At 40.0% G+C, this 26,197-nt stretch carries 30 protein-coding genes and 1 pseudogene; 10 read left to right on the top strand and 21 right to left on the bottom strand.

The genetic code is table 11. The annotated features are described in order from the left end of the window. Window positions 1-77: 77 nt before the first annotated feature. Window positions 78-398, top strand: a complete 321-nt coding sequence (locus WD019_RS08640) for a winged helix-turn-helix transcriptional regulator (protein ID WP_026679102.1) — start codon at window positions 78-80, stop codon at window positions 396-398. A 34-nt stretch (window positions 399-432) separates the two neighbouring features. Here WD019_RS08640 and WD019_RS08635 read toward each other — a convergent pair whose 3' ends face one another. After that, window positions 433-1,230 (bottom strand): YfkD famly protein, encoded by a 798-nt coding sequence (locus tag WD019_RS08635; protein ID WP_026679101.1) that lies wholly within the window; start codon window positions 1,228-1,230, stop codon window positions 433-435. Window positions 1,231-1,354: 124 nt separating this feature from the next. Between WD019_RS08635 and WD019_RS08630 the strand changes: the two genes are divergently transcribed. Both WD019_RS08630 and WD019_RS08625 read left to right on the top strand, forming a co-directional pair. Then, entirely contained in the window at window positions 1,355-2,557 is a 1,203-nt protein-coding gene (locus WD019_RS08630) for an MFS transporter (RefSeq protein ID WP_035351768.1), read from the top strand. 128 nt (window positions 2,558-2,685) lie between these two features. Next, a complete protein-coding gene (locus WD019_RS08625) occupies window positions 2,686-3,135 on the top strand; it encodes a TlpA disulfide reductase family protein (protein ID WP_026679099.1) in 450 nt (149 codons plus the stop codon). A 102-nt stretch (window positions 3,136-3,237) separates the two neighbouring features. Here WD019_RS08625 and queC read toward each other — a convergent pair whose 3' ends face one another. From queC to WD019_RS08595, 6 genes are all read right to left on the bottom strand, one after another. Continuing rightward, complete coding sequence (gene queC / locus WD019_RS08620; protein ID WP_425711222.1) at window positions 3,238-3,909, bottom strand: 7-cyano-7-deazaguanine synthase QueC; 672 nt, start codon at window positions 3,907-3,909, stop codon at window positions 3,238-3,240. Between the two features lie 3 nt (window positions 3,910-3,912). Then, window positions 3,913-4,644, bottom strand: coding sequence for a 7-carboxy-7-deazaguanine synthase QueE (locus WD019_RS08615; protein WP_425711221.1), 732 nt, complete (start codon window positions 4,642-4,644; stop codon window positions 3,913-3,915). After that, window positions 4,634-5,113, bottom strand: coding sequence for a 6-carboxytetrahydropterin synthase QueD (gene queD / locus WD019_RS08610; protein ID WP_026679096.1), 480 nt, complete (start codon window positions 5,111-5,113; stop codon window positions 4,634-4,636). Before queD ends, WD019_RS08615 begins: the two co-directional genes overlap by 11 nt. 236 nt (window positions 5,114-5,349) lie before the next feature. Beyond that, window positions 5,350-5,838 carry a VanZ family protein gene (locus tag WD019_RS08605; protein ID WP_081412740.1) on the bottom strand — a complete coding sequence of 163 codons (489 nt, stop codon included), beginning with the start codon at window positions 5,836-5,838 and terminating at the stop codon, window positions 5,350-5,352. A gap of 123 nt (window positions 5,839-5,961) precedes the next feature. Continuing rightward, complete coding sequence (locus WD019_RS08600; RefSeq protein WP_425711220.1) at window positions 5,962-7,593, bottom strand: acetolactate synthase large subunit; 1,632 nt, start codon at window positions 7,591-7,593, stop codon at window positions 5,962-5,964. A gap of 230 nt (window positions 7,594-7,823) precedes the next feature. Continuing rightward, window positions 7,824-8,699: a YihY/virulence factor BrkB family protein gene (locus tag WD019_RS08595; protein ID WP_425711219.1), complete on the bottom strand. Its 876-nt coding sequence runs from the start codon at window positions 8,697-8,699 to the stop codon at window positions 7,824-7,826. A 208-nt stretch (window positions 8,700-8,907) separates the two neighbouring features. Here WD019_RS08595 and WD019_RS08590 point away from each other — a divergent pair, with 208 nt between their 5' ends. Beyond that, window positions 8,908-9,174, top strand: coding sequence for a GlsB/YeaQ/YmgE family stress response membrane protein (locus WD019_RS08590; RefSeq protein ID WP_026679093.1), 267 nt, complete (start codon window positions 8,908-8,910; stop codon window positions 9,172-9,174). A gap of 42 nt (window positions 9,175-9,216) precedes the next feature. On the opposite strand, the gene WD019_RS08585 is transcribed toward WD019_RS08590, so the two are convergent. Beyond that, entirely contained in the window at window positions 9,217-9,687 is a 471-nt protein-coding gene (locus WD019_RS08585; protein WP_425711218.1) for a low molecular weight protein-tyrosine-phosphatase, read from the bottom strand. 228 nt (window positions 9,688-9,915) lie between these two features. Here WD019_RS08585 and WD019_RS08580 point away from each other — a divergent pair, with 228 nt between their 5' ends. Beyond that, window positions 9,916-11,022 carry a hypothetical protein gene (locus WD019_RS08580; RefSeq protein WP_425711217.1) on the top strand — a complete coding sequence of 369 codons (1,107 nt, stop codon included), beginning with the start codon at window positions 9,916-9,918 and terminating at the stop codon, window positions 11,020-11,022. A gap of 36 nt (window positions 11,023-11,058) precedes the next feature. Here the strand turns inward: WD019_RS08580 and WD019_RS08575 are convergent, their stop codons facing one another. The 6 genes and pseudogenes from WD019_RS08575 to WD019_RS08550 all read right to left on the bottom strand — a co-directional run bounded on the left by WD019_RS08575 (window position 11,059) and on the right by WD019_RS08550 (window position 19,649). Then, the gene (locus WD019_RS08575) at window positions 11,059-11,559 is read right to left on the bottom strand and encodes a hypothetical protein (protein ID WP_051291593.1); all 501 of its coding nucleotides are present in this window, start codon (window positions 11,557-11,559) and stop codon (window positions 11,059-11,061) included. A gap of 186 nt (window positions 11,560-11,745) precedes the next feature. Next, window positions 11,746-12,805: pseudogene (gene rsgA / locus WD019_RS08570) on the bottom strand (ribosome small subunit-dependent GTPase A). A gap of 365 nt (window positions 12,806-13,170) precedes the next feature. Beyond that, a complete protein-coding gene (locus WD019_RS08565; RefSeq protein ID WP_425711239.1) occupies window positions 13,171-15,522 on the bottom strand; it encodes an immune inhibitor A domain-containing protein in 2,352 nt (783 codons plus the stop codon). Window positions 15,523-15,760: 238 nt separating this feature from the next. Beyond that, the gene (locus tag WD019_RS08560) at window positions 15,761-16,684 is read right to left on the bottom strand and encodes a hypothetical protein (protein WP_425711216.1); all 924 of its coding nucleotides are present in this window, start codon (window positions 16,682-16,684) and stop codon (window positions 15,761-15,763) included. A gap of 37 nt (window positions 16,685-16,721) precedes the next feature. After that, window positions 16,722-17,618 (bottom strand): hypothetical protein, encoded by an 897-nt coding sequence (locus WD019_RS08555; protein WP_425711215.1) that lies wholly within the window; start codon window positions 17,616-17,618, stop codon window positions 16,722-16,724. 135 nt (window positions 17,619-17,753) lie between these two features. Further along, a complete protein-coding gene (locus WD019_RS08550) occupies window positions 17,754-19,649 on the bottom strand; it encodes an ABC-F family ATP-binding cassette domain-containing protein (RefSeq protein WP_425711214.1) in 1,896 nt (631 codons plus the stop codon). Between the two features lie 142 nt (window positions 19,650-19,791). Between WD019_RS08550 and WD019_RS08545 the strand changes: the two genes are divergently transcribed. Next, window positions 19,792-20,094, top strand: a complete 303-nt coding sequence (locus WD019_RS08545; protein WP_425711213.1) for a hypothetical protein — start codon at window positions 19,792-19,794, stop codon at window positions 20,092-20,094. Between the two features lie 32 nt (window positions 20,095-20,126). Here WD019_RS08545 and WD019_RS08540 read toward each other — a convergent pair whose 3' ends face one another. Beyond that, window positions 20,127-20,903, bottom strand: a complete 777-nt coding sequence (locus WD019_RS08540; RefSeq protein ID WP_026679085.1) for a TIGR00266 family protein — start codon at window positions 20,901-20,903, stop codon at window positions 20,127-20,129. Window positions 20,904-21,036: 133 nt separating this feature from the next. Here WD019_RS08540 and WD019_RS08535 point away from each other — a divergent pair, with 133 nt between their 5' ends. Further along, entirely contained in the window at window positions 21,037-21,222 is a 186-nt protein-coding gene (locus tag WD019_RS08535) for a hypothetical protein (protein WP_026679084.1), read from the top strand. A 45-nt stretch (window positions 21,223-21,267) separates the two neighbouring features. Here the strand turns inward: WD019_RS08535 and WD019_RS08530 are convergent, their stop codons facing one another. The 6 genes from WD019_RS08530 to WD019_RS08505 all read right to left on the bottom strand — a co-directional run bounded on the left by WD019_RS08530 (window position 21,268) and on the right by WD019_RS08505 (window position 23,540). Continuing rightward, window positions 21,268-21,699 (bottom strand): Hsp20/alpha crystallin family protein, encoded by a 432-nt coding sequence (locus WD019_RS08530; RefSeq protein ID WP_026679083.1) that lies wholly within the window; start codon window positions 21,697-21,699, stop codon window positions 21,268-21,270. Window positions 21,700-21,734: 35 nt separating this feature from the next. Further along, the gene (locus WD019_RS08525; RefSeq protein ID WP_051291592.1) at window positions 21,735-22,034 is read right to left on the bottom strand and encodes a spore germination protein GerPB; all 300 of its coding nucleotides are present in this window, start codon (window positions 22,032-22,034) and stop codon (window positions 21,735-21,737) included. 11 nt (window positions 22,035-22,045) lie between these two features. Continuing rightward, window positions 22,046-22,459 (bottom strand): spore germination protein GerPE, encoded by a 414-nt coding sequence (locus WD019_RS08520; RefSeq protein ID WP_026679082.1) that lies wholly within the window; start codon window positions 22,457-22,459, stop codon window positions 22,046-22,048. Further along, window positions 22,452-22,640: a hypothetical protein gene (locus WD019_RS08515; protein ID WP_026679081.1), complete on the bottom strand. Its 189-nt coding sequence runs from the start codon at window positions 22,638-22,640 to the stop codon at window positions 22,452-22,454. The genes WD019_RS08520 and WD019_RS08515 overlap by 8 nt, the downstream gene beginning before the upstream one ends. After that, complete coding sequence (gene gerPC / locus WD019_RS08510) at window positions 22,615-23,247, bottom strand: spore germination protein GerPC (RefSeq protein ID WP_425711212.1); 633 nt, start codon at window positions 23,245-23,247, stop codon at window positions 22,615-22,617. The genes WD019_RS08515 and gerPC overlap by 26 nt, the downstream gene beginning before the upstream one ends. A gap of 68 nt (window positions 23,248-23,315) precedes the next feature. Beyond that, a complete protein-coding gene (locus WD019_RS08505; protein WP_425711211.1) occupies window positions 23,316-23,540 on the bottom strand; it encodes a spore germination protein in 225 nt (74 codons plus the stop codon). A 174-nt stretch (window positions 23,541-23,714) separates the two neighbouring features. Here WD019_RS08505 and WD019_RS08500 point away from each other — a divergent pair, with 174 nt between their 5' ends. From WD019_RS08500 to WD019_RS08490, 3 genes are all read left to right on the top strand, one after another. Beyond that, window positions 23,715-23,936: a spore germination protein gene (locus WD019_RS08500; protein WP_425711210.1), complete on the top strand. Its 222-nt coding sequence runs from the start codon at window positions 23,715-23,717 to the stop codon at window positions 23,934-23,936. A gap of 56 nt (window positions 23,937-23,992) precedes the next feature. Next, complete coding sequence (locus WD019_RS08495; protein WP_026679078.1) at window positions 23,993-24,454, top strand: Hsp20/alpha crystallin family protein; 462 nt, start codon at window positions 23,993-23,995, stop codon at window positions 24,452-24,454. A gap of 253 nt (window positions 24,455-24,707) precedes the next feature. Then, window positions 24,708-26,018, top strand: coding sequence for an RNA-guided endonuclease InsQ/TnpB family protein (locus WD019_RS08490; protein WP_026679077.1), 1,311 nt, complete (start codon window positions 24,708-24,710; stop codon window positions 26,016-26,018). Window positions 26,019-26,197 lie beyond the last annotated feature (179 nt).

The raw sequence follows: 26,197 nt of genomic DNA, 5'->3' as shown, positions 1-26,197 counted from the left end.
CATCATAGGAAAGACTACCTATAATTAAAAACGTTCATGCAATAAAGTTTTTATCGTAGCAATTTGAGGTGATCATGATGGATTACAATTGCATGTGTCCCAAATATGAAGCAACCGTTGAAATTCTCGGAAAAAAATGGACAGGATTAATCATCCGTGTATTGCTTGGCGGAGCGAAACGATTTAAAGATATAAAAAAACAAATTCCAGAGATGAGTGACCGAATGTTAACGGAGCGAATGAAGGAATTAGAAGCTGAAGGAATTGTAGCACGCAACGTCTATCCGGAAACTCCCGTCCGTATTGAGTACGTGTTGACGGAAAAAGGAAGTTCCCTTAAACCGGTCATCGATGCCATTCAGCAATGGGGCGAAAATTGGATAGAATGCAAAGAATAAACCAGAGTCGGACTTGTCCACTCTGGTTTATTTTTCACATGCTCGAAGGATGGTATTTAAATGAAATATGTTCCTGGATCGGAATATAAGCTCCGATTCCCTGTTGCGTTACGTTCTGAACTTCAATTTTTCGCTTGCTTCCTTTTAAAACGATGTAAACTTCTCCATACGTTACCCGCCCTCTTTCATTTACAGCAGGGACGTACGCATATAGATATCCGACTTGTTTTGGCGAAACATGATAACTATTATTTTTTTTCGTTCCTCCCCCGACCGTTGTTTGGAAGGAAAGAGGCAGTTTCGTTTTTTCTGCGGCAGCAATCATCATCATCTTTTTCACCGCATCACTGTTTGGAATGTTAGCCGTTAGGCCTCCTGATATACGCTTATGGGCTTGCTGAACATAGTGCAGTTTTCCAGCCGTTTTTCCGCCGCGGTTGTCCAGACGATTCACATTGATTTGTTGATATTCCCAATTCGCACTCGTTTCCGTCGATTGATAAGATAGCGGCCATTGCCCAAGATAAATTTTCGCACGATATCCGATAGCAATCTTTGAAGGAGAGATGCTTGACTCGTTTAAAATTCGGATTAAGTCCGGGTTGGTGATCGGAACATTCGATGTTTTCAACATTTCCTTTGCCAATTTGCTCGGCTCGAGATACGGCAAATCTTGAGCGGAATTAGGATACGTATTTTCCTTTGAAATGCTTACAACCGAATTCGGAATTTTTATTACAGTATTTGTCTTTACAGCATCTTTCTTTGCAAAAGCTTCCATAGGAAAAATGATAAACAAAATCAAACATAAACTTACGCTTAACTTTTTCATGTGCTCCTCCTTTCATATTCCTATTTTTTTCACTGTGAAAAAATTTATCCATTCTAAAATCTTGTAAGTCATAAATGTCACCGATAAACTGGTTAGTAGATATCTTTCGCCTGAGGAGAAAAAAATGATCAATTCTCAATTACAACATCAACCTTCCGTTAAAAAAGAATATTTTCGGTTTTGGATTTTAATTAGTATTGTGGCAATTTCCGGTTTTTCACAAGGAATGCTTCTTCCGCTTATTGCCGTAATTTTTGAAAAAAGCGGCATCTCTTCGTCTTTGAATGGTTTAAATGCAACTGGACTGTACGTCGGCATCCTGCTGATTTCCCCATTTATGGAACAGCCATTAAGGAAATATGGGTATAAGCCTGTCATTATAGCTGGAGGATTCCTTGTTTTTTTAGCTCTTGCTCTTTTTCCATTTTGGAAATCATTTTTATTCTGGTTTGTCTTGCGCCTTTTGATCGGCATAGGCGATCATGCCCTTCATTTTAGCACCCAAACATGGATTACGTCATTTTCACCTGAAAACAAAAGAGGTCGGAATCTTTCGCTATATGGATTGTTTTTTGGGATCGGTTTCGCGACAGGGCCACTGTTGACACCACTTGTCAAGATTAACGAATCGCTTCCTTTTATTTTATCCTCCGTACTCTGTTTTTTAGGATGGCTGTTATTATTCACATTGAAAAACGATTATCCCGAGCAAGAGGTTGCCGTCCATTCCTTAAAGGAGACGATAAAGCGTTTTTCAAACGCATGGAAATATAGTTGGGTCGCTTTTTTGCCACCATTAGGCTACGGATTTTTAGAGTCGTCTTTAAATGGGAACTTTCCTGTTTATGGGCTAAGAATAGGGTTTGACGTCGGGCAGATTTCAATCCTGCTCACCGCCTTTTCAATTGGAGGCATTATCTTTCAGCTCCCACTTGGCATACTTAGTGATAAATTGGGCAGGCGTACGATTCTGTCTTCTATCCTTTTTCTTGGCTTTGTAACCTTTACCATCGCAAGCTTTTTAGAACATTCGCAAACCGGGTTGACCATTTGCCTTTTTGCCTCCGGAATGCTTGTCGGTTCTACGTTTTCACTCGGGATCAGCTATATGGCAGATTTAATGCCAAAATCTTTATTGCCGACCGGAAATTTAATGTGCGGCATATTTTTCAGCATCGGAAGCCTGGGTGGTCCTTTTATCGGCGGCTTATTTATCCAGTTTTTTAAAAGCATTAGCTTTTTCCATATTATCGGCGCCATTCTTTTCCTTCTTTTTGTCGCCATGATCTCATTTCGGCAAAAACGTTTGTATCAGGCAGTCGAGTGATAAAATAAGCTCTTATTGATTAAGCTAAGCATGTCCATTGACTTTTTCCTATTGCTTTCCTATAATTAGAATAGACTTTAGTTAATAATAATTATAAATAACTTTTCAGATAAAAAGGAGAGATAGTTGTGAAATTGCGCGATCAAATGCCTGAATTAAATGGAGCAACAAAATGGTTAAATGGAGAGGTAACGAAAAGCGATTTAATTGGAGAAAAGCCGACTCTCATTCATTTTTGGTCCGTCAGCTGCGGTTTATGTAAAGAAGCAATGCCAAACATCAATGCTTTCCGAGATGATTATAAAGATGAATTAAATGTGGTTGCCATTCATATGCCTCGTTCGGAAAAAGATCTTGATATCGACCAGGTCGTTGAAGTTGCGAAAGAACATGGCATCACCCAGCCGATTGCCGTTGATAATGAACACAACATTGTTGACGCTTTTCAAAACGAATATGTGCCTGCCTATTATGTATTTGATAAAGATGGCATGCTCCGTCACTTCCAGGCTGGCGGAGAAGGGATGAAAATGCTCACGAAACGCGTCAACCGCGTACTTGGAAAAGAAACGAAATAATAAGAAAAGCGTAAGCGACTCGAGGGGCTGGGCGCACGCTCACCATTACCCGCTTTCTTACCTTTCAATAGTAAAAGGCTGCAGAATTGCAGCCTTTTACTATTATTTTTTATAAGCAATTGGATCTTTGGCGCCCGCCTCTTGAAACCCTTTCAATCTGAGCAGGCAGCTGTCACATTTGCCGCACGCTTCTTCCTCTCCGTTATAGCATGACGTCGTCAGCTCGTACGGGACATTTAAACGAAGGCCGGTTTCAATCGTTTCCTTCTTTGTCATAGAAATAAGCGGTGCTTTAATGGCCATCTTCTCCCCAGTCGTTCCTGCTTTCGTCGCCAGGTTAATAGTTTCATTCATGCTCTGAATGAATTCTGGCCGGCAGTCAGGATAGCCGCTATAGTCAACGGCCGATACGCCAATATAAATCGCCTCCGCACCGATGACTTCCGCATAGGCGCTGGCAAGTGCGAGAAAAATCATATTTCTTGCCGGAACGTACGTTACTGGAATTTCGTCACTTACTCCCTCAGTGGGGACTTCCAACGTTTCATCCGTTAAGGCACTTCCGCCAATTTGATTCAAGAAATTGATATTAACAATTTTATGATCTTTAACATTGTAATACTGTGCGATTTTCTGCGCCTGGATCACTTCACGGTTGTGGCGCTGACCGTAATGAAACGTAATCGGATAAAGATCATATCCTTCTTCCTGCGCAATTCCCATACATGTTGTGCTATCTAAACCACCGCTTAAAACAATGACAGCTTTTTTCATACGTCAAACTCCTCTCTCATCGGGATGCCAGATAACTTTATGCAGCTGCATGCTTACTTTCACGTCCGGAAGCGGCTCTCTGAGAACTTTTTCCACAAGTTTTCTCGGAGGCATCGTTTCCCAGACCGGGCTAAAGAGCACCTGGCCATACTCATGGTAATTCCGGACAACATTTACTGCAATTTCGAAGTCTTCATCGCTTCCGATGACAAACTTTATTTCATCCTGAGGCAATAATTCTTTAAAATTTCCCATGATCATTTTTTCCATTTCACCGGATGCCGGCAATTTATAATCCATTACAAAACGCATTTTTTCAGAAAGCTTTTTATGATTGGACCTGAGTTTCTGAAACGGCTTAATGTCAATCGCCCCATTCGTTTCAATATGGATATCGATGATCGAATCTAGATCAGCCATCGCAAGCAATAGAGCCGCCGATTTTTCCCGGTGAATTAACGGTTCGCCACCAGTAAAACAGATTCGTTTCGCGTTATATTGCTTGATTTGATCTACAATTTCCTCAATTGATGCTTCAAATTCCGGTTTTGCCGGGGCATAACTGTATGTCGTATCACACCAGGTACACCGCAAATTACAGTGGAATACCCTCACGAATATGGTAGGGAATCCGGCTGCCATCCCTTCTCCTTCGACCGTTTCAAAGATTTCAACCATCGGAAGGCTCCATTTCATGTATGTTTCTTTTGCCGGGAGAGTAAAGTTACGATTCATTTTCTTCCATCCACTCCCGTTTTAATGTTGCATAGCTTGTGGGTGTTTCATATAAAACAAGTTCTTCCAGCCTGAGACCGGTTTTATCCAACCCTTCTTCAGCCAATTTTCGATCAAGTTCCTCCCACATCCAGACAATCATATTCTCGGCTGTTGTGTTCATTTTCGGCAATACTTCGTTTAAATAACGATGATCCAATCTGCTCTCAATCACCTCTTTATATATTCGCTTTACATCGGTGAAATCAATCACAAGCCCTCTTTCATCGACAAAGCCGCTGATTGTTATAATAAGCTTATACGTATGTCCGTGAAGGCTTTTGCATTTTCCTTCATAACAGTGAAGATGGTGGGCAGCGTCAAACGTGAATTCTTTTGTCACTGCTACCCGTTTACGGTGATATTTTAATTCGTTGCGTCTAATGTCCTGACCTAATTGTTGAACTTTTTTCGGAATTTCAAAGTTCATTGAAACACGTCCTTTCGAAAGAACGTGAAAAATAAAAAAACTCCCAAATACATCAATGTACCTGAGAGAGTGAAAGAAAAATAAAAGGTGGCTCTAAATAAAGATGTCCGCCTTTATCTGCAATTATTATTTTTCACGCTCCCTAGTTTTGTTTAAAGAGGGGTGGGAATTTCGAACCCTCCGTTTCAATTGCTTTATTATAATAACAAAAATAAAAAAGAAATAGAAGCATAAATTTATTTCCGTTTATATTTGAATAAATTCCGCTCGACTACTCGATAAATAAAACGGCAAACTTTAAACAACATAAGTCCAACTAACGTCCCTAGCCCATTTAATAAAATGTCATCAATATCAAAAATTCTCTCGAAATATTTATATTGCAAAATTTCAATTATAGAACTTGTACCGAAACCGATAACGATCATCACTTGCCAATTTGCAAACCATCTACTGATGAGAGGGAGTAAAAAACCTAATGGGAAAAAGAGAAGAATATTGCCAATTATATTTTTAAAAATCAACCAATAGCTGCCGCTTCGCCACATCAGCCGAATGCTATCAAATAAAACAAGGTTGAATGATTTACCGTAAACGTAATGGTTGAATGTAAACAGGGTCGTATAAATTAAAATTGAAAAATAAATAAAAAATACGAAAAAACTGTAGTTTCTCCATTGCAAGCGAACTTTCTTCCCATTATATGATGTATTTCCTGCACCCATTCGTTAAACCCCATTCCAAAACGCATGTCCGATTTAAAAATTTTTTGCACAACAAAAACGCTTTTCAATGTGTGCTATTATAACATATTGAAAAGCGTCCACAAATAGTAGAAAAAAATTATGTTATTGTAATTTTTTCAAGCGCTCGCTTAACCGGAAATTTTCTTTATAGTCATAGGGACACTCAATAATGACTGGTCCTTCATGGGAAAGCGCTTTTTGTAAAGTCGGTTTGAATTCATCAGCTTTTGAAATTTTATACCCTGTAGCACCATAAGCTTTTGCAAGCGCTGCAAAGTCCGGATCGCCAAATTCAATATTTGAAGCTCGATGAAATTCATTCATTTGCTTCCACTCAATTAAGCCATATCTTCCATCACGCCAGACTAAAATGACGATCGGCAGGTTAAGCCTTACCGCCGTTTCAATTTCAGGTGAAGACATGACGAATGAACCATCCCCGCAAACTGCCACTACTTTTCTATCCGGATTTGCCAATTTGGCCCCAATCGCACCTGGAAGCGCAATTCCCATCGTTGCAAGTCCATTTGAAATGATGCACGTATTCGGTTTAAATGCGTTATAATGCCTTCCAATCCAAACTTTATGGGCACCAACATCGGAAAGTAAAATATCGTCTTCGGCAAGAACTGATCGAATATCTGCTATAATTCGTTCAGGAACCATTGGAAACGCATCACTTTCGACATGCAAGCGGGCATCTTCATCGATTCTTTTTTTCAAGTCATCATAGAAGGGATCTTTCTTTTCTTTTCGCTTCACCATTTGGGCAAGACGATCTAAATTGGATTTTATATTTCCTAAAAGGCTCGCTTTTATAGGATAATATCGATCTTTTTCGGCTTCCATTGTATGAATGTGCACAACGGGAGTAAACGTGCTGTTCCATTTTTTCGGACCGTATTCAACCATATCATAGCCAATCGTAATGATAAGATCCGCATGTTCAAACGCTAAATGGATAAAATCTTTTTGCGGAATTCCAGTCGTTTGCAAATGGAACGGATGATCCGCCCGCATTACCCCTTTTGCCATGAATGTTTCGGTAAACGGCGCATTGATTTTTTCAAGCAATGAAGCAATTTCCGTGCTAACGTCTTCCCTTACGACATTTTTTCCAATTAAAACGAGCGGGCACTTTGCCTCATCTATCGCTTTGGCCGCCTCCCGGATACCTACTTCATCCGCAACCGTTGTTACGGATGGAACAATTGCTTTCGGCAGTGGATCCGCTTGAACGGGCATAGCTGCAACGTCTTTTGGCAATTCAATATGCGCCGCTCCCGTTCGTCCGCTTAACGCTTTTAAAAATGCATTTCCAATAATCTCAGGTATTCCTTCAGCCGTTTTTACCGATGAACTCCATTTTGTTACTGGCTTATAAAGTTCGACTAAATCAAAATATTGGTGATACTCTTCGTGCATATTGCTCAATTCAGCCTGGCCAGTAATGGCGACGAGCGGCATTCCGTCCATATTAGCCGTTGCAACACCGGTTACCATATTGGTTGCCCCCGGGCCCAGTGTAGCTAAACAAACCCCAGGTGTACCAGTGAAATAGCCCATCACACCAGCGATAAAAGCACCATCCGTCTCATGCCTTGTCACAATAAACTGGATCGGTGAATCTTTTATCGCATCCATAAGTTCAAGATTTTCCTCCCCCGGAACTCCGAACATATACTTCACTCCTTGTTTTTCCAAACAACGAAGGAATAAATCAGCTGCTTTCATTTTGCACCTCTCCTTTCATTAACAGTTCATCTTATCTTTCCCTTTTTTACAGACAAAAAACAAGCTGCTTTTATGAGCAGCTTGTTCGTATGTCAATGAAATTTATTCTTTTTGTTTGCGCTTCCGCTTGTTTTATGTTTACTATCGTTTTTATTGTTTTTATTATTATGAGAATGCTTTTTTTGTGGCATTGTTTTTCCCCCTTGCCTTAGGATAACATTAGTATTTCCCTATTTTTTTATTTCAATAAGCCCTTTTTTATAAGCCCGGTCCACTTTAAATTTATGAAAGGTTGCATTAATGACACCGCCCGTAATAATCACAAAAGCCATTAAATAAAACCAGATCATTAAAACAATGACAGCACCTAAACTTCCATAAGTGGCAGAATAATTAGCAAAATGATCTACATAAAAAGCAAAACCTAATGAAACTAATTGCCAGGCAAGCGTTGCAAAAACAGCGCCGTACCAGACTTCAGTAAATTTCACTTTTTTACATGGAGCAAAAAAATAAAGAATTGTAAAAATAAAGGAAATAACGACAAAGCTAATAACCCATCGAAAAATTCTCCAATTGTACAGCAGATGGTTTTTCAAATTTAAATGGCCTAACACAAATTGTTCAATCGCTTTCCCGAAAACCGGGAGGGCGAGGGCGATAATGATTGCTAAAATGATGCCAAATGTCAAAAATATTGCTAAAAGCCTCGTTGTGATAAATGAGCGGCATTCTTCAACTCCATACGCGCTATTTATGGCACGGATCATACTGTTAAGCCCAGTTGAAGTTGACCAGATAGTTGCAATAATCCCAAATGATAGCAGACCGCCTTTTCTTTCCGCTAAAATATTTTTTATGTTTTCATAAATAAGATCCATTGAAATACCTGGAAGAAATTGCTTTAAAAAAGCAAAAGCTTCTTGAGGAGTAATAAGAAAACCGGTAAGAGTTAATAAAAAAATAAGAAATGGAAATAAAGACAATAAAAAGTAATAGGCAAGCTGTGCCGATAAATTCGTCACATCTCCGCGTTTCATGCCATGAGTAAACTCAATAAAGAAAGCACGTGGTGAAAGGAAATTTAATTCTTTAAAGACGTTCATTCCATCTCCTCCGAATAAATACGCGTTTTTCGTTAATTTCCCCGCTAATTACATCCTTAAACATTTTCTAGTTCGTTTATTAATGGATTATTTTTTTTCACTTTGGGAAAGTTAACAGTAAACAAATGAACTATTACCATTTGCTAAGCATCTTGATGATTTCAAGGATTTCCCTTGAAATGTGAACATTAATAAAGGAGGAAATAGTATGACATTTCTTTGGTCATTAATTATCGGAGGTATTATCGGCTGGATCGCAGGTGCTATCATCGGCCGTGATGTACCAGGAGGCATTATCGGAAATATCATCGCCGGGTTCGTCGGTGCATGGCTAGGAACACTAATTCTTGGAGATTGGGGGCCACATGTTGCCGGTTTTGCCATTATACCTGCTATCATCGGTGCGATTGTCGTCGTATTTATCGTTTCTGCCATCATGCGTGGTATGAGAACTCGTGGAACTGCGGCAAAATAATCCAAAAGATAAGGCTGCCGTTATTTAACTAACGGCGGCCTTTTACAATTTTTCACGGGCAACAATATCGTTTAAAAGATGCTGGCAGCCTTCAGAAACAAGGTCATACACTTCATTAAAATCACCTGTAAAATACGGATCTGGTACATCTTCCTGTGAACATTCAGGTACATAATCAAGAAGCCTTGCGATATGGCCTGTAGGTTTTGCCCCCGCCATCCGGCGCAAATTTCCGATATTTTCAGCATCCATCCCAATAATATAATCAAAATTCGATAAATCGCTTTGTGAAATTTGGCGTGCTTTTTTTCCCTCAATTGAAATATTTTTTTTCGTTAAAATTTCTCTCGTTCCTTTATGCGGCGGCTCTCCAATATGCCAATCTCCGGTTCCCGCAGAGTCAACAAAAATTTTATCTTCCCATCCTCTTTGTTGAACAATCTTTCGAAAAATAGCTTCTGCCATTGGGGAACGGCAAATGTTTCCAAGGCAAACAAAAAGTACTTTTATCATATGCAATCCCTCATTTCTTAACCAATAAGAACAGTATACCGCCATGTAGAGAAAAAATTAAGATTCTTTTTAGCAAGGTTTAAAATTAGTAAAATAGGGAAAATAATTGATGGCATCCTTAAGTATATCCCCCGCCCAGGAGTATTTTCCCCAATATTCAAAAAACTGACATGTGATACAATTGTCATAGGTACATAGTTTGATAAGTTAAAATTTTAGGGGGATACTATGAATTTTGATGGCGCCAATTCCAATTCTTTAATGGGGTTAATCTATTCCTGGTATGATTATATAAGAGCAAATAATATTAAACAATCGGAACAACTAAAAAAACAAATTGATGAACAGATAGACTGTATAGAAGAAAATCAAACACTCACGATTTATTATTTATTGTTCCACTATCGTTATTACTTGATTAAAAAGGAGTTTTTCGAAGCTAAAACACTTCTTCATAAACTTGAAACGTATAAAGAAAAAATGAGTTCGCACCAATTGTTTTATTTTTACTTTTTTAAAGGGCTTTATTGTTATCATAGAAATAAATTTATTGAAGCATTGAACGATTTTAAACAAGCGAATAAAAATCTGCATTCCATTACCGATCCTTTTCAAATTGCTGAATTTCACTATATGATTGCTTCTGTATATTATCAAATGAGACAAACGAATTTATCGCTTACTCATGCAAAACAGGCCCTGGAAATGTATGAAACGGATGAGCGCCATTATCAAAAACGGGCTCACTGCAGTGTATTAATAGCTTTAAATTACGCTGATGTGCGAAAACTTGATCAAGCTAACTTTTATTATATGAACGCCTTAGAGTTTTCAAAACTAAGCGGAGATCGCTCATTAGAAACTTCAATATATTATAATCTTGGGTTATTATATGCCGAACAAAATGAATCCGAAAAGGCACTTTCTTATTTACAATTTGCGCTTAAAGTTGAAAAAGGAAATCCACTTTACCGCTTAAAGACTTATTTTTTAATGTCGCGTGAGCATTTTAAATTAAATCAAAAAATAAAAGCGATTGATTGGTTAAACAAAGGTTTAATGCTTGCGCAAAAATTGAGTAATCAAGAATATCAAATCAAGTTAAGATTATTAGAAACTTTATTTTTAGAAAAAGAAGAAAGCAGACGGGAAAAGATATTTTTGGAAGGCATTGCTTATTTTCAAAGTGAACAACAATGGCTTGACCTGGAAGAATATGCGATATTATTCGCTAGATTTTATAGGAGAAACAAACAGTTCGAAAAAGCGGTGAAGTACTATGAATTTTCACTTCAAGCGAAGGAAAAGCTTATGGAAAAAGAGGTAATCGATTAAAAAGCGCCCCCTTTAGGTGGCGCTTTTTAATCTTTATTATTCAGCAACTTGAACTTCTTCCTTATCTTCATTTGGAACGAATAAATAATGGCCTCTATACGGCTTTTGAATGTTCGGCTCAAGATTAATAACACGATTCATAAATAACGTGAAATTACTAATTTCGTGTCCTATTTCTTTTTCAATTTCTTTTCTTAAATCTGAACTTTTAACAGCGGAAGTATAATTTTTTAAAATTTTCACTGCAGCAAGAGCGGCATCGTTCGAATTTCCTCTTCTTCTTCCTCTTTTCCCTGGTTTAGCCTGCTCGCTAGCCGGTTCATCATTTCTATTATTTTCCGTACGATGGGCTAAAATTTCTTTAGCACCTTCATTCGCTTCCGACTCTTCCCCATATTGCAACCGTTCCATTTGATCTAACTCTCTTAATCGGTTAAAAATAATTTCTCTTTCTTTTTGAAATTCCCTTGCCAGCCGTTCCTCAGCATCATTCATTTGTTCTAATCTTATTTTTAAAGCTATTCTTTCATCAAACAAGATCGTTCACTCCTATAAAATATATTAAATTTATTTTATCAGAAAAAAAGATAACGTAGAATATAAACTCACTTCTTTTTCTAAAATTATCTTTTAACAAGGTAGCGCTATAGTAGAAAAAAAGAAGCAGTAGATCCTGCTTCTTGTTATCGCTTTACAAATATCTATTTGTACCGGAAAGAATCCCTACTTCCGGTGAAAACGGGTTCTGTCCCCCGCAATCTTTTTCCACTTTGATCTTTCCGCTAACGCAGCTTTCTTATCTTCTTTTCTGGCGAGAAACGCTAATTCTCTTTGTAGTTTCACATAACTGTTATATCGGGATTCATCCAGAATGCCGCTTGCGATTGCCTTTCGAACAGCACAACCGGGTTCATTGTTATGGGTGCAATCTCTAAATCTGCACTCTTCAATTAGTTCCTCAACTTCAGAAAAGCTTTGGCTGAAACTTCCATCAGCTTCCCATAACTGAAGCTCCCGCATTCCAGGAGTATCAATCAATAGACCGCCTTGTTCAAGCACGATTAATTCCCGATGTGTCGTTGTATGCCGGCCTTTGTCATCTTCCTCACGAACGTCCTTCACCTCTTGTCTTGGCTCACCAAGCAGTGTGTTAATTAACGTTGACTTCCCGACACCCGAAGAGCCAAGCAACGCTACCGTCTTCCCGGGTTTAACATATGGTTCGAGTTGCTCTAGCCCCAACCCCTGTTCCGCGCTAATTGCGTGGATGGGAACACCAAACGCTATCGATTCCACTTCACGAATTTTCTCCGGTATCATCACAAAGATCAGACTTGCTTAATATGATGACTGGATTTGCCCCGCTTTCCCATGCCATTAACAAATACCGCTCAATTCTTCGGACGTTAAAATCGGCATTTAACGCATTGACGAGAAAAACAGTGTTGATATTAGTCGCCACAATTTGTTCTTCCGTCGTTTGCCCCGACACTTTTCGTGAAAATTTACTCTGGCGAGGAAGGATCGCATGAATCGTCGCTTTTTTCTCATGTGGCCTTGCCGAAATGACTACCCAATCACCAACTGCCGGATAATCTTCCCGGCTCTCGGCCAGATGACGTAGTTTCCCGCTGACCTCTGCAAGAAGTTCCCCTTGCTCGGTAAATACCCGGTACATCCTTTTATGTTCAAGGGCTACCCTTCCTGCTGAAAGCCCTTCTTCATGAAACGGTGTAAATGCTTCTTCAAAAAATGAAGTCCATCCAATTGTCTGTAAGTTCATTATTGATTCCTCCAATGATTTTTATAAAAAATAAAAAGAACCGATTAGAAAATTTCGGTTCTACAGGATATAGGCATCAATCAATGCCCAACTAAAAAACCATGAACCGACACATTTGCACAGCCCATGGTGAATGTATAAATCAAAGGAGAAACAATAATGTAAACTTTTAAATGAGCTTATTCCCCGAAGGCTGTGCTATGAAATTAACAATGAGTGATTGATTTTGAATGTATCCCATAATACATACCTCCTTCGGACAATCTGGTAATTACTTCCACTATACTATAGTATGCAAAAAATGTAAAGAGGTTATATAAATAAAAAAGATAGAGCCTTTAACCGAAGTAAAGGCTCTAAAAAATTTATTTATGAATCCATACAGCGCCAGCGGAGTTGTCTTTTGCTTCACCAAGAACCTGGAACTTTAAGCCGTATTGAGGGATTTTGCGGCCAGCATCTGGAATGTCTGCATTCATATATGATTTGGAATCGTCAAATGTCGTTACACCTTTCAGCCCTTTATAATCAAAGATTCCGCGCGAAGGACTGTTCACATACCAGGCCGGCGATTTGTCAAAGGAGAAGGCCGCATCTGAAATCTGGTATCTTGTTGAGTTTGCAATGGTCGGTTTGCCGTTTTTTACACCCCAGATCGCTTCCGGATGTGAATCAACGACACCGAGGAATCCTTCTCCAGGATGAAGTCCTACCCAGTTGTCGTCAAAACTGTCGTCAGCGTACCAAACAACCATTCCTGTATTGTATTTAACACCGCGGGAGGCATTTAACGATTTGTCTGCTCCGGCATAATTTCTCCATTCTAAATAGTAGTAATGTTTTTTATACTCAATACCATCTGAAACAATCGCTCCGTTTAGCGTCAATGTTGGCGTTCCTTCCGCATCATCAGAATAAACGGTTTTTCCATCTACCGTTAAAGATAAGTTATCCATCGCAAATCCCTTTAACGCTAAACCAGAATCTGTTACATATTCGAATTTCAATTTCACTTTTTTTCCTGCAAATTGGCTTAAATCATACGTTTTGTCGATCCATTGCCCTTTTGTTGAATCCGCTCCGTTATCCGTATTTTCATCACCGATCACATCGATCGGCACTTCATTTCCATCATTCGTGATGGCACTGACTTTAAGATAGTCGTATCCGTATTCAACCTCGTATTGTGTTTTATAGTTAAATGCAGCTGACTTGGCATTCGTTAAATCAAATTCCGGAGTCATCATCGTCGTATCAAGATTATTGCCCTTCGTGCTATAGTAATATTTTTGTCCGAAGGCCGGTTCAATTCCTTTAACCGCTTTGTCCGGTAGATTAACTTTCACGATTCCTGGATTGTTAGACTTGGTGACGGATTGGTCAATTACTGAAAAAACGCCCTGTTTCTTTAGTTTAGATGAATCTACTTCCGAAATGTTCGCCCAATTTCCGCCAATCGTTTTCTGGAAAAACTCTTTATTTTGAGGCGAGAAAGAAGTAGGCTCTGTTCCGGCGATATTGCCATTCCAGCTACCGCCACTCATGATCGACCAGGATTCAATCGGTTCTCCGTTGCCGGAATATTGCGTATCATATTCATCCGGAAGCCCTAAATCATGTCCGTACTCATGGGCAAACACACCAACAGCTCCGTCTTCAGGTTCCATCGTATAATCAAATGCGGCTACTTTTCCGCCCCAATAAGAAACATCCGTTGAAGACCCCGGAACGGCATATGGCTGGCTGCCGATTACCCAGCGGTGTGACCAGATCGCATCATCTCCTAATCTACCACCGCCAGCCTCCTGGCCAACTCCCGCATGAAGAATCATTAAGTGATCAATGATTCCATCCGGTTCATTCGTATTGCCATCTCCATCGATATCATATGGATCGAGCTTATCGTATTTTGCCAGATTGATCCCGGCATCGACCGCTGCTTTTAAGCTATCTTTGACTAAGTCTCTCGGACCAAGCGGATCTTTGTTATCATGTCCACCTTCCGGTGAATCATCTCCATAATCCTTTGCCTTTCCGGGCACTGTCAGCCAATTGGAAACATAGCCATCAACCGTGTAGCTGCCTCCTGATTGCTCCTCATAATATTGCTTAAATGTTTTAATTTTGTCTCCATTATAAAGCGTAAAGTCATTATCGCCGAATAACATTTTTTGATAATGTTCGCGGTTAAAGTCATCTGCCCACATATAACCATCTTGTTTATCAATATTGTTATGTTTGAAATCGGAATATTCAACCAACAGGACAAGGACCTCATCCTTGCGTACAGGGCCATTGTATTTTTTTTGTTTCGCCGGGTTCACATGGACAAATCCATTATTGGAATCTTTTTTTGGAATCACTCCGTGCCCGTTATTGAGTTTCTTTGTTAATTCCTTTTTTTGTTTAGCGAGAAACGCTCTCGTCTTTTTATCCATATTAATTTTATGCTTGTCCCCTTTTTTCAAGCTTTTAACTGTCTTAATCTGTGAACTGTCAGGAACCTTTTCACCTTTCTTTTGAATATACGCCTGAACAGCCTTTTTCACTTCTTTCGCGGTTGCATCCTTCTTAATTAAACCTCGTTCTTTTAAGGCTTTTGCCAGCCGGTCTTGATCAATGATATTTAAATCGATCGGCGCAGAAGCAAGTGTTTTCCCCGAATGCGGGATGGATTCCTTTTCTTTTGTAAATGCTTGAGGGGCCCAGAGACTCATTGACAAACCTGTAGCAAGTATAGAAGTACCTATTCGTTTACTCCATTTCCCCAATACAAACTCCTCCCTTTCCAAATAATAATAATATTCAGTTATTTGTTGCAATATAAAGGTAACATATTCCTTCTTTTTCCGAATTAAACTTTTTTACTATTAATCAAAAATAAAAATAGGCATAAAGTCCTGACTATCGTTCTAGTAAAAAATCCGGAAGAGAAACTCTTCCGGATTGAAGTAATTATTCGTTTGAAAGAAGCACTGATGTTTGAACAGTAACTCCAGCTTCATCAGTTTTAAATGTTTCAACATCTGTTTCTTCGGCTGCGTTTACGGCTGTATCATTCGCATCAACATTCACGCTTTCACTTGAATCGTTTGTTACCGCAACGTTCGTATGATTTACTTCATTTGCGACCTTTTTGACAGCGGAGTTCGCCGCTGCATGGGCTTTTGCCACTTCGCTTGCATGTTCGGCCGCTTCTGAGTCGATTTTGTTTTGAAGAGAAGAATGTACTTTCTTTGCCTTTTTCTCTAGCTTAACGGCTTTTTTCTTTGCCAATTCTTCTCTTTTTTGAACAGCCTTTTGCGCTTTTTCTTCTTGCTTCTTTTCCTCTTTAGCGGCCGCATTCACTGCAGAGTTTGCCGCTGCATGGGCTTTTGCCACTTCACTTGCATGTTCGGCTGCTTCTGAGTTCACTTTGTTTTGAAGAGAAGAATGAGCTTTCTTTGCCTTTTTCTCTAGCTTAACGGCTTTTTTCCTTGCCGCTTTTTCTCTCTTTTGAACAGCCTTATGCGCTTTTTCTTCTTGCTTTGTTTCCTCTTTCGCAACTGCATGGACAGCCGAGTTTGCCGTTGCATGGGCTTTTGCTACTTTGCTTGCATGCTCTGCTGCTTCTGAGTTCACTTTGTTTGCAAGAGAAGAATGAGCTTTCTTTGCCTTTTTCTCTAGCTTAACGGCTTTTTTCCTTGCCGCTTTTTTAACTTTCTCAGCAGCTTTTGAAGAATGGTTTGCGACTTCGGCTTTATGTGTTGCCACATGATGTTGAGACGCCTTTTCCATTTTATGACCGGCAGCCTCAGCATGACCCCCGATGAAGATGGAAACCGATAAAACCCCTGCAAATACGAATGATTTTAATAGTGTTTGATTTACTTTTTTCATAGTGTATCGCTCCTTAATTTTCATTTTTTAGAATTTACTATAATGAAAAAGTAAGAAGCGCTTTTGGCGGTTTAGTTGGCGGTGCGTTCACCCATTGGTTCCGAAGCTGTTTCGTCCTTGCCACAAAAGGATGAATTAATTTATTTTCCTCCAGGGCATTATGATTAAAAATAAAAGCCTTCAAATGGAAAGAAAAAGACCCATGTCCGCCGGTGTTCCCTCCTTCACCAGAAGAAGGAGCTTGAGAAGAAGACGGAATCACTGCCTTGTCGGACTGTTTAGTATCGCGTTCCGGCACTGATTTCCGTTTCGGCCCATTCTTTTTGACTTTATGTCCGCTTTCATCTTTCTTTGTATCTGCTAGCGAGACATCCTTTTTACTAACTGTCACGGTCCTTTCAGTTAAAGGATAAACTGCCGCCTTTTTATCGACTTTCTTTTGTACAGGCTGAATTTTCCGTTTCCACTTTTTCTGTTTCTTATGAGTTGAAACAGCTCTTTTTGCCTTTGTCAAATGATCTCTTTTTTTCACAAGATGAGATTTGCCCTTTTTTCGTACATTATGTAGAGGAAAATCCTCTTCTTGTTTTGGCTTTATTTTTATCTTCGATTCCTTTGGGCGAGTCGAATTTTGCATGTTATACGCATGCTTCGAAACTTTTCTTTTCACAATGTTGGCATTTCGCCGGATCGCTTTCTTTTCGATTTTTTGAGTCTCTTTTTCAATTTTTTGCTTTAATTGTTGCCCAGATGGTCCGGGTGTTTTTTTAGTTACTGGTTTCAGCTTTTTCTCTAAACCGCGGACTCTTTGATCGGCGATTTTTTCAGGGATGTTCTTGCCATGAAGCCCATTCCCATTTGCGAAAGCCTCCGTTGGAAGGAAAAATACCGCACCAATAAACAAGCTAAACAAAAGAAAGCTTGTCAGTCGCATTTTTTCACCTCCTCCCTCGCAATCTATTCAAATAGTATTCAGCGAAAAAAGGAGATTTTTGTCGGTATACACCAAAAACAGGTCTTCTTTCCTGGTTTTTTAGAAAAAACCGCCTCGAAAACGAAGCGGTTTAAATTAAATTTTGCTGTTTTCAATTTCTTCAACAAGTTCGGAAAGCTCTGCCCAGCGATTCATTTTTTGCTCAAGTTGAGCCGCTACTTCCTTCTGCTCACGAAATAATTCGTCAATGACGCCATAATCGCTACCCGCTTCAAGAATTTGTTTTTCTAGCTCCTCGTGCTTATCTTCCAATGCGGCGATTTCATCTTCAATTGTTTCCCATTCTTTTTGTTCTTTATAGGAAAGCTTTTTTCGCTTTTCTTTAACCGGCTTCGTAGAGGTTTCTTTCGGACAAATGGCCGTTTTTTCCTCTCTTTCCCTTTTCAATTCCAAATACTCCGAATACGTTCCGTCAAAACGCCTGATTTCGCCGCTTCCTTCAAAGGCAAATAAATGATCTGTCGTCCGGTCAAGAAAATAGCGGTCATGAGAAACGGTAATAACCGCCCCTGGAAACTGTTCCAAATAATCTTCCAGGATCGAAAGTGTTTCAATATCGAGATCATTGGTCGGTTCATCTAAAAAAAGAACATTTGGCTCTTCCATTAAAATGCGAAGTAAATAAAGCCGCCTTCTCTCTCCTCCCGATAAGCGGGAAATGTACGTCCACTGCAGCTCAGGGGTAAACAGGAAGCGTTCAAGCATTTGTGATGCAGTGATCGTTTGTCCGTCTTTCGTTCGGATCACTTCCGCCGCTTCACGAATGTATTCAATTACGCGCATTGACTCATCCATCTCTTCATTGTTTTGCGTATAAAAGCCTAATTTAACCGTTTCGCCCACTTCGACATGCCCGGAATCAGGAAGAATTTTACCGGCCAATACATTCAGCAGCGTTGATTTTCCGCTTCCGTTATTCCCGATAATTCCGAGGCGGTCATCTGGCATGACGATATAACTGAAATTTTTAAACAATAGCCGGTCTCCATAAGACTTCGATATCCCTTCGATTTCGAGCACCTTTTTACCGAGGCGGTTCGATCCAATCGCCATATCGAGCTTCTCTTTTTTCGCCGGTTCTTCCATATCACGAAGTGCTTCCACCCGCTCTACACGTGCCTTTTGTTTCGTCGTCCGCGCTTTTGCTCCCCGCTTCAGCCAGGCGAGCTCACGACGAAGAAGATTTTGCCTTTTTTGTTCCGAGGCGGCTTCTCTCTCCTGGCGCTCTGCTTTTTTTTCTAAAAACATTTCATAATTTCCTTCATAGCTGTACAACTTGCCGCCGTCAAGTTCCAGCATCCGGTTCGTCACCCGGTTTAGAAAATAGCGGTCATGGGTGACCATTAAAAGCGCCCCTTTATATTTCGCTAAAAAGTCTTCCAGCCATTCTACAGTTTCATTATCAATATGGTTCGTCGGCTCATCCAATATTAAAAGATCTGCCGGCTGGATGAGGGCACGGCTAATAGCGACCCTCTTTTGCTGGCCGCCTGATAGTTCGGCAATGTTTTGCGTCAGGTTAACAATGCCGAGTTTGCCCAATATTGTTTTCGCCGCCGTATTCGCGTCCCATGCATCCATCGCATCCATTTTTTGCTGGAGGGTAAACAGATGGCTTTGCCGTTTTTCATTTGTCGGTTCTTCTTCCAATGCTTTTAACGCTTGTTCATATTCTTTCATTAATCGGATAAGCGGCGCGTCACTATAAAAAACCGCATCTAGCACGCTCATGTTTTCGGGGAACTCAGGCGTTTGCGGTAAATATTCAATATGAAAATCGTTCGCATGAATGATTGATCCGCTGTCCGGTGACTCAATTCCAGCAATAATTTTTAACAGGCTCGATTTTCCCGTCCCATTCACGCCAATAATGCCTATTCGCTGCTTTTCACTCACCGTAAATGAGATTTGTTCAAATAACGTTTTATCCCCATAACTTTTTGTTACATTTTCAACTGATAATAGACTCATCTTTTATCCCTGCTCACTTTTTATAATTTCTACGATTATTTTATCAGAGAAATGGGTATGGAAAAATGGAAGTCCTGTTTTTACATAAATTGTATTGTATAATAAAAAATATCTTTTAATTTAAAAAAAGGGGGAACTATTCATGAGAGCAGAAGACGCAGTTGCAGGTCTATTTTTCGGCTTCATCGGTATAGTTTATATTCTTGTACTTTTGTTCATGGTCGTCCTAACAATTGTTTTTATTTTCAAGGCAATGTCGTTTATGAAACGGAAAAATGAAAGCGACCAAATTCTTAACCAAAATGTCCAACGACTCATCGGGCTTCTTCAACACAGCATAATTGAAAAAGAAGGGATCGAGCTTCCAACTGGCCCTCTAGCGGGCGATGAGGAAAAATCAAAGGCTAATAAGGAAACGCTTGATCCTATCGAGGAGCAAAAATAAGCAAAGGGCCTGAAAAACAGGCCCTTTGCTTATTAATCTCCGTCAAATATATTAAACAGCCCTTTCGCTATGCTTCCTTCATCTTTTGAACCAGGAATCGCGGCAACTACCCGGCTGGCCAAACGGCTAAATGGCAATGATTGAACCCATACTTTTCCCGGACCGCGCAATGTTGCGAAGAACAATCCTTCGCCCCCGAACAGCATCGTCTTTACGCCTTTTACAAACTCAATGCTATAATCCACATCTTTCGTCATGGCAACAAGACACCCTGTATCTACCCGGAGCATATCGCCCGCCTGGAGCTCTTTTTCGATAATGGTTCCCCCGGCATGAACAAATGCCATTCCATCTCCTTCAAGCTTTTGCATAATAAAGCCTTCCCCGCCAAAGAACCCTGTACCGATTTTCCTTTGAAACTCAATTCCAACCGATACTCCTTTCGCAGCGGCTAAAAAAGAATCTTTTTGGCAAATAATTTTTCCATCATATTCACTTAAGTCCATTGGAACAATTTTCCCCGGATAAGGAGCGGCGAACGAAACGTGTTTTTTTCCTGTACCTACATTCGTAAACGTTGTCATGAATAAACTTTCGCCTGTTAATAGCCGTTTTCCCGCACCAAACAATTTCCCCATGAATCCGCCTTGATTTGTACCATCGCCAAAGATCGTTTCCATTCGGATATCTTGATCCATCATCATAAGCGCTCCCGCTTCAGCAATGACCGTTTCATCTGGATCAAGCTCCACTTCGACAAATTGCATATCATCACCGTAAAGCTTGTAATCAATTTCGTGGTTATTCATATTTCTCCTCCTCGAATTATGTAAAACATAAACTTATTTTACCATATGCTTGAAATTGTATCCTTCTTTTGATTCGCCATTTTTAATACTTTTATCTTTAGTGAACATACTAAAGCCAAAAGGAGGGAAGCAAATGAAGAAAGAGAAAAAAGGGTCTGAAAATGAAGGGCGTGACCAGCTGTACCTCGATATTGACCGAATGATTAACGAAGGAATGGCCGGTGGAACAGTTGCAAGTGAATATGATTTAAATCAAATCGGCTATACGACTGGCATTACTGATCAAGAAGAACCCCCTATTAAACAAGAAGAAGAATAGTCCTCTTAACAAGAGGGCCTATTCTCTTCTTTTTTTCAAAAAACTTTAGTCTTCAAACCTTTTAATATCAACTTTTTTCATTCTTTGCTTATCCTGTACTCTTTGCAGTCGAATGTACAGGAAGCCCTTTTTATAAAACGCTTGAACCGGTTCACTTTTAACTCTGAACGGAAGCTCGACTTCTCTTTCGAAGCTGCCTGTAGCAAATTCTTCATTGACCGGCCGATACTTCCCTTTTTTTACATGTGTGCTCCCTTTAACTTTTATGGAATGAATGTCAACATAAATTTCGACATCATCTGGCCCTTCTACTCCGGGAAGCCGAAATACACATAATATTTCTTTATCTGATTCGTATACATTTACGGGTGGATTATTCGTTGTTCGTTTTTCTTGCGTTATGGGAGCAAAAAAACTTTGACCAAGGTATTGATCGGCATACTGTTTCCATTCCATCATTTTTTTCCAATGATCCATAGAGCATAATCCACCCCCCTTTTCACTCCGAATTTTTATTCTTGACGTGCGCCTGCGCCTGCTCCACCGGCTCCTGCACCGACTCCAGCTGCGCCGCTAACCGCTCCTGCTCCGGCTCCTGCTGCCCCGCTACCGGCACCAGCACCTACCCCTATTGGCAATGAAATGAGTGGCTGCCCCACTTGTGGTGCGGGAGCGGTAAACCCGCCTGTATTCGCTAAATTTGCAACAGCTCGAATCATCCCTGAACTGCCAATTTGAAAAACAGAAGAATTCGACACTCCGTCCACTCTCAGCTGATGAATGACAATGGATTGATTGACAAAGAGGTTCATATTATCTCTCCTCATTCATTTCCTTCGCCCGAAGGATCGCTTACTAAATCTGAAGGGCTGCCTTGCAGCATCCTTACATTGATGGTTCTTGATTGTAAATGGATGCTTTTGGTTGAACCGACATGAAGCGTTGCCGAGGTCGAAACGAGAACGATAGTAACCGAATTCACTCGAATGAAAGGGTCTTCGTTAAACGTTATTTTCCGAACCTTTTTCACTTCCGGTAGCACGGGATTCGGCTTTGAAAATATTTTATAATGAGCGAAATCCGGGATTTTCTGCACCTGATTATTCATCTCGGGGGACTGAAAAGCCATGATCCACGCTGTGCTATTAATGGTCTCGCTATCGCCAACTTCAAATACTGCTGTACTTGTGACATTGACAATGTTCATATGGTCAACTGCTGAAGTACGTTTAATCATGTTCTCCTCGCGGCGCGCTTACCGGCGGCAGTCCCACAATTAATGATTCAGGAGGCGTATCAAAAAAGGAGACAAGATTAATGTCATCGGTGTCGCCAATAAGTAGAACAGATGCTGCGGTGACCGCAACCATCTGGATGGAGCCAACCGAGATTTCACGATTTGTCACCTGAAAGTTCATCGTCTTCTCCCCCCGTACTGTTATTCCTTAAATTTCTAATAAAGTTCTCTAATCCAGTTTTAATATCCACTTTCACTTTTTCAACTATCGAGGAAACGAAGTCCTCATCGTTCCGATTTAAATGTTTCATATATTCTAAAATTCGATTAGGGATTTGTTTTTTAATATCCGTTAAAATAAATTGCCGGTATGGCCCATCAAGCGGATGGCCATACTGTTGTTCAAATTGCATTAAGTCCTCGAGGCCTGCGCTATTTAAATATTGATCGACCTGGCTGCTAATCTGGTTAAATGCATCGTCGGTCACCTGATCGACAGAATCCTCTCCCGATAATGTCTTCCCATTGACCGTAAAATCATCCACCAGTCCTTTTTCATCGGCTCCTGACGTTAAGCCTATGTTTAATGTTCCTTCCAGCCGTTCTATTTTTAATTGATCGAACTTATACTCGATTTTCGTAGTCATCGACTTTTGTTTCAGGTTGTTGACTTCTTCCCTGAGCTGATGAACTTCCTTTTTCAATTCATCAATCTTTGCTTGCTGAGCTGTAGCCATCGCCTGAAGCTGCTGTATATATTGGTAAAAATTATATCCATCAGCCATCATTATCATCTCCTTAGTAAGTTTTATGCCCCATTCCAAATAAATTTGCATAAAACTTAAAGAGAGCAATCTTACAGGCCTTCACCGATAATGGAGTCATCAATTTCATTATTATCAATTGTATACGTTACGTTATGTCCATTTTTCACGTCGATATTATAACCGGTCACGAAAGAGCCCGACCCCGCAAATATCTTTGAATAACTTGTTGGCGTAATGTATTGCACATCGCCAATGTTCATTACCCCGCTCGTAGAAATAACCGTTAATTTTATCGATCCAACAATAGCAGGCATATAAAACATCCTTTTTTCATTCTTAGTTCTAACGTATGTTCATTTGTTTTTGGGTGTTCATACTACTTTATTTTTTTATTATCGTTACACGTTTTCCGCATCATTCTCATACATCTATAGTAAAGAATATCCTGGGTCATGTATTGGAAGTAAATTACGAGAGGAGAGTTACTTTTGCCTTCACTTATTGTTGCACCAATTAAAATTACATCCGTTGGAGATGGAACCGTTAACTTTGGAGACACCCTGTTAATTAACCCGAAGAGTACCGCAAAAACCTATACAGGTTCCGGTGCAGCGTGTACCGGTGACTTCCTTCAAACAATATCTTTTGTCAGCAATACGAACACGATTGATACCGATGCAGCTGACGCCAATACTACAGGCGGATTCTAGCGATTTAAAAAAGCTCCTTGAGGCCCCGCCAAATAAGAAAAGGAGGTTATGAATGAATGTCTGAAGGACCTTTATCACCGTTTTTTAATGATAAATCTCTTTCAAGCTGGATCAAGTCATTAGAAGAATTCATCGATAAAAGTTTCCAGCAATATAATCATATGATTGAAAAACTTTCTTTTCCCGTAGATGTTTATGAATCAAAAGACACGTACGTCATTCAAGCGCAATTACCCGATTACCACCGTGATCATATTCATCTGGAAGTACTTGAGCGGGCGATTCGTATCATGGCACACGCTAGTGATGGAACGGAATTGGTAAATGATAAAACAAATTTCTCACAATTCAGCCAGGCGGTAAGACGTACAGAACGAGTCATTCCTTTGCCTTTTCCGGTTTCACAGGATGATGTAAGGGCAACCTTTGGGAATGGAATTTTAAAAATTTATGTAAAGAAGAAGAGAGCAACCAATTATATTGATGTTGAACCAGAATTCATTAATGAAGATGACTAGCACCTGTAGAAAAAACTACAGGTGTTTTTCATTGTCTTTCTTTTACAGATTTTCCGAACGAGAAAGCCCATCGCCTTTAGGCATGGGATGAACGTGAGGCTTCGATGTGGTCATAGGTTGTAAACGTTCAACCTCTAAATTCCGTTTATTTTTTTATTAAAAAGTGTTCTAATTTTTCGACTTCAATGGTAGAATAAAACCATATACGAATATATGTTCTGGCTTGTGAAAAACCAAAGGGAGGTGAGTCGAAATGTTTGTCACCCATTCTTTTCGCATTCCTTATGATCCATTGATTTATAAACAATTGCGAAACATGCAACGTGAAGCGGCTTCGGTTTGGAATGATATTGTCCGGGAAGCAACGAGTTATTTCTTCACCTTTAAAAAATGGCTCAGTAAATCAGATATTCAAGCTGCACGAAAAGGCTCCTATAATCTCCATTCCCAAACTGTTCAAGCAATAGTCGATAAATACGATGCCAACCGCCAGACGACCCGAAAACTACGAAAGTCAGATAAAAAAATAAAGTACCCCTGGAAAGAAAAGTATTATTATTGTATTCCGCTCAAACAAGCCTCTATGGACATTTCAGACGAAACGATCGGCATCAAAAAAGCAGAGTATCGCCTGTCTCTTGTCGACTTCGTTACAAAAAAGAAGAAGAAAAACTGGAATGAGAAGTTTCCGAAAAGAAATGAACAAGTGATCATTCCGAACCTCGCAAAAGAACCATTAAAAAATTGTAAATACGCTGAAATCGTTTGGAAAAACGGTGCCTATTGGTTTCATTATTCCATTAAAGTACAAGAAAAAGACCTTTCTTCCTTACCTTTATGTCCTGCCGGAGCGGACTTAGGGGAAATCCATGCCGTCACCGTAGCGACCGAAAACAAAGCGCTCGTCGTCTCTGGACGTGCCATTCGAAGCATCTCTCAATTTCGCGCCAAAGTGATGGCTAACCTTCAAAAGAAAATGTCCCGATGTAAAAAGGGCTCCCGCCAATGGAAAAAATACAATACCGCAAAGAAACGAATCCGCCAGAAATCTAGCAACCAATTAGCAGACCTCGAACATAAAACAACGAAAGAAGTCATTCTATTTTTAGAAAAGGAAAATGTTACGAATCTTGTCATCGGACGGGTGGGAGGGATTGAGAAAAATACAAAAAAAGACAAAAAGAAAAAGTCGAAAACAACAAAAGTCAGAAGGCAACAGCTTTCTCTTTGGAACCAGGGAAAGATTAAACAAAAGCTAACGTATAAGGCAAAGCTTAAAGGCATCAAAGTGGAAGAAACGGAAGAAAGCTATACGTCCCAAACTTGTCCGTTCTGTCATGGAAGACATAAAACCAATGGTCGTCCATTCAAATGTTCTGTCCGCAAAACAGAAATCCATCGGGACGTCAACGGTGCCCAAAATATCGCCCGGAAGAGATACCCGATGGAAGTAAACACCCAGCTGGAAGTCATATTTAAACAACCGGTCTGGTACAAACGCTATCTAAGTAAGAATAACCATAATCAACTACGGTGTAAAAGTATCGCCAGAAGGATGGCGTAGTAGGCACTGACCTTGCCCACAGGAAGTCGTGTTCCGACATCTTGTGTTGCTCACCCAAGTCTGACCGCTGCTTCTTCTCTGGGAGAAAGTAAGTTGGATGTTTGTGAGAAAGCAACCACGGTTAGAATCCTACTATTGCCTATGACAGTAGCTTGTGGCTTTGACCGTGGGAGTAGGTC

It is taken from the genome of Fictibacillus sp. Mic-4, assembly GCF_049843615.1.
GTDB lineage: Bacteria > Bacillota > Bacilli > Bacillales > Fictibacillaceae > Fictibacillus_A > Fictibacillus_A gelatini.
The sequence above is the reverse complement of the archived record's forward strand: the minus strand, read 5'-3'. Positions and strand labels throughout refer to the sequence as shown.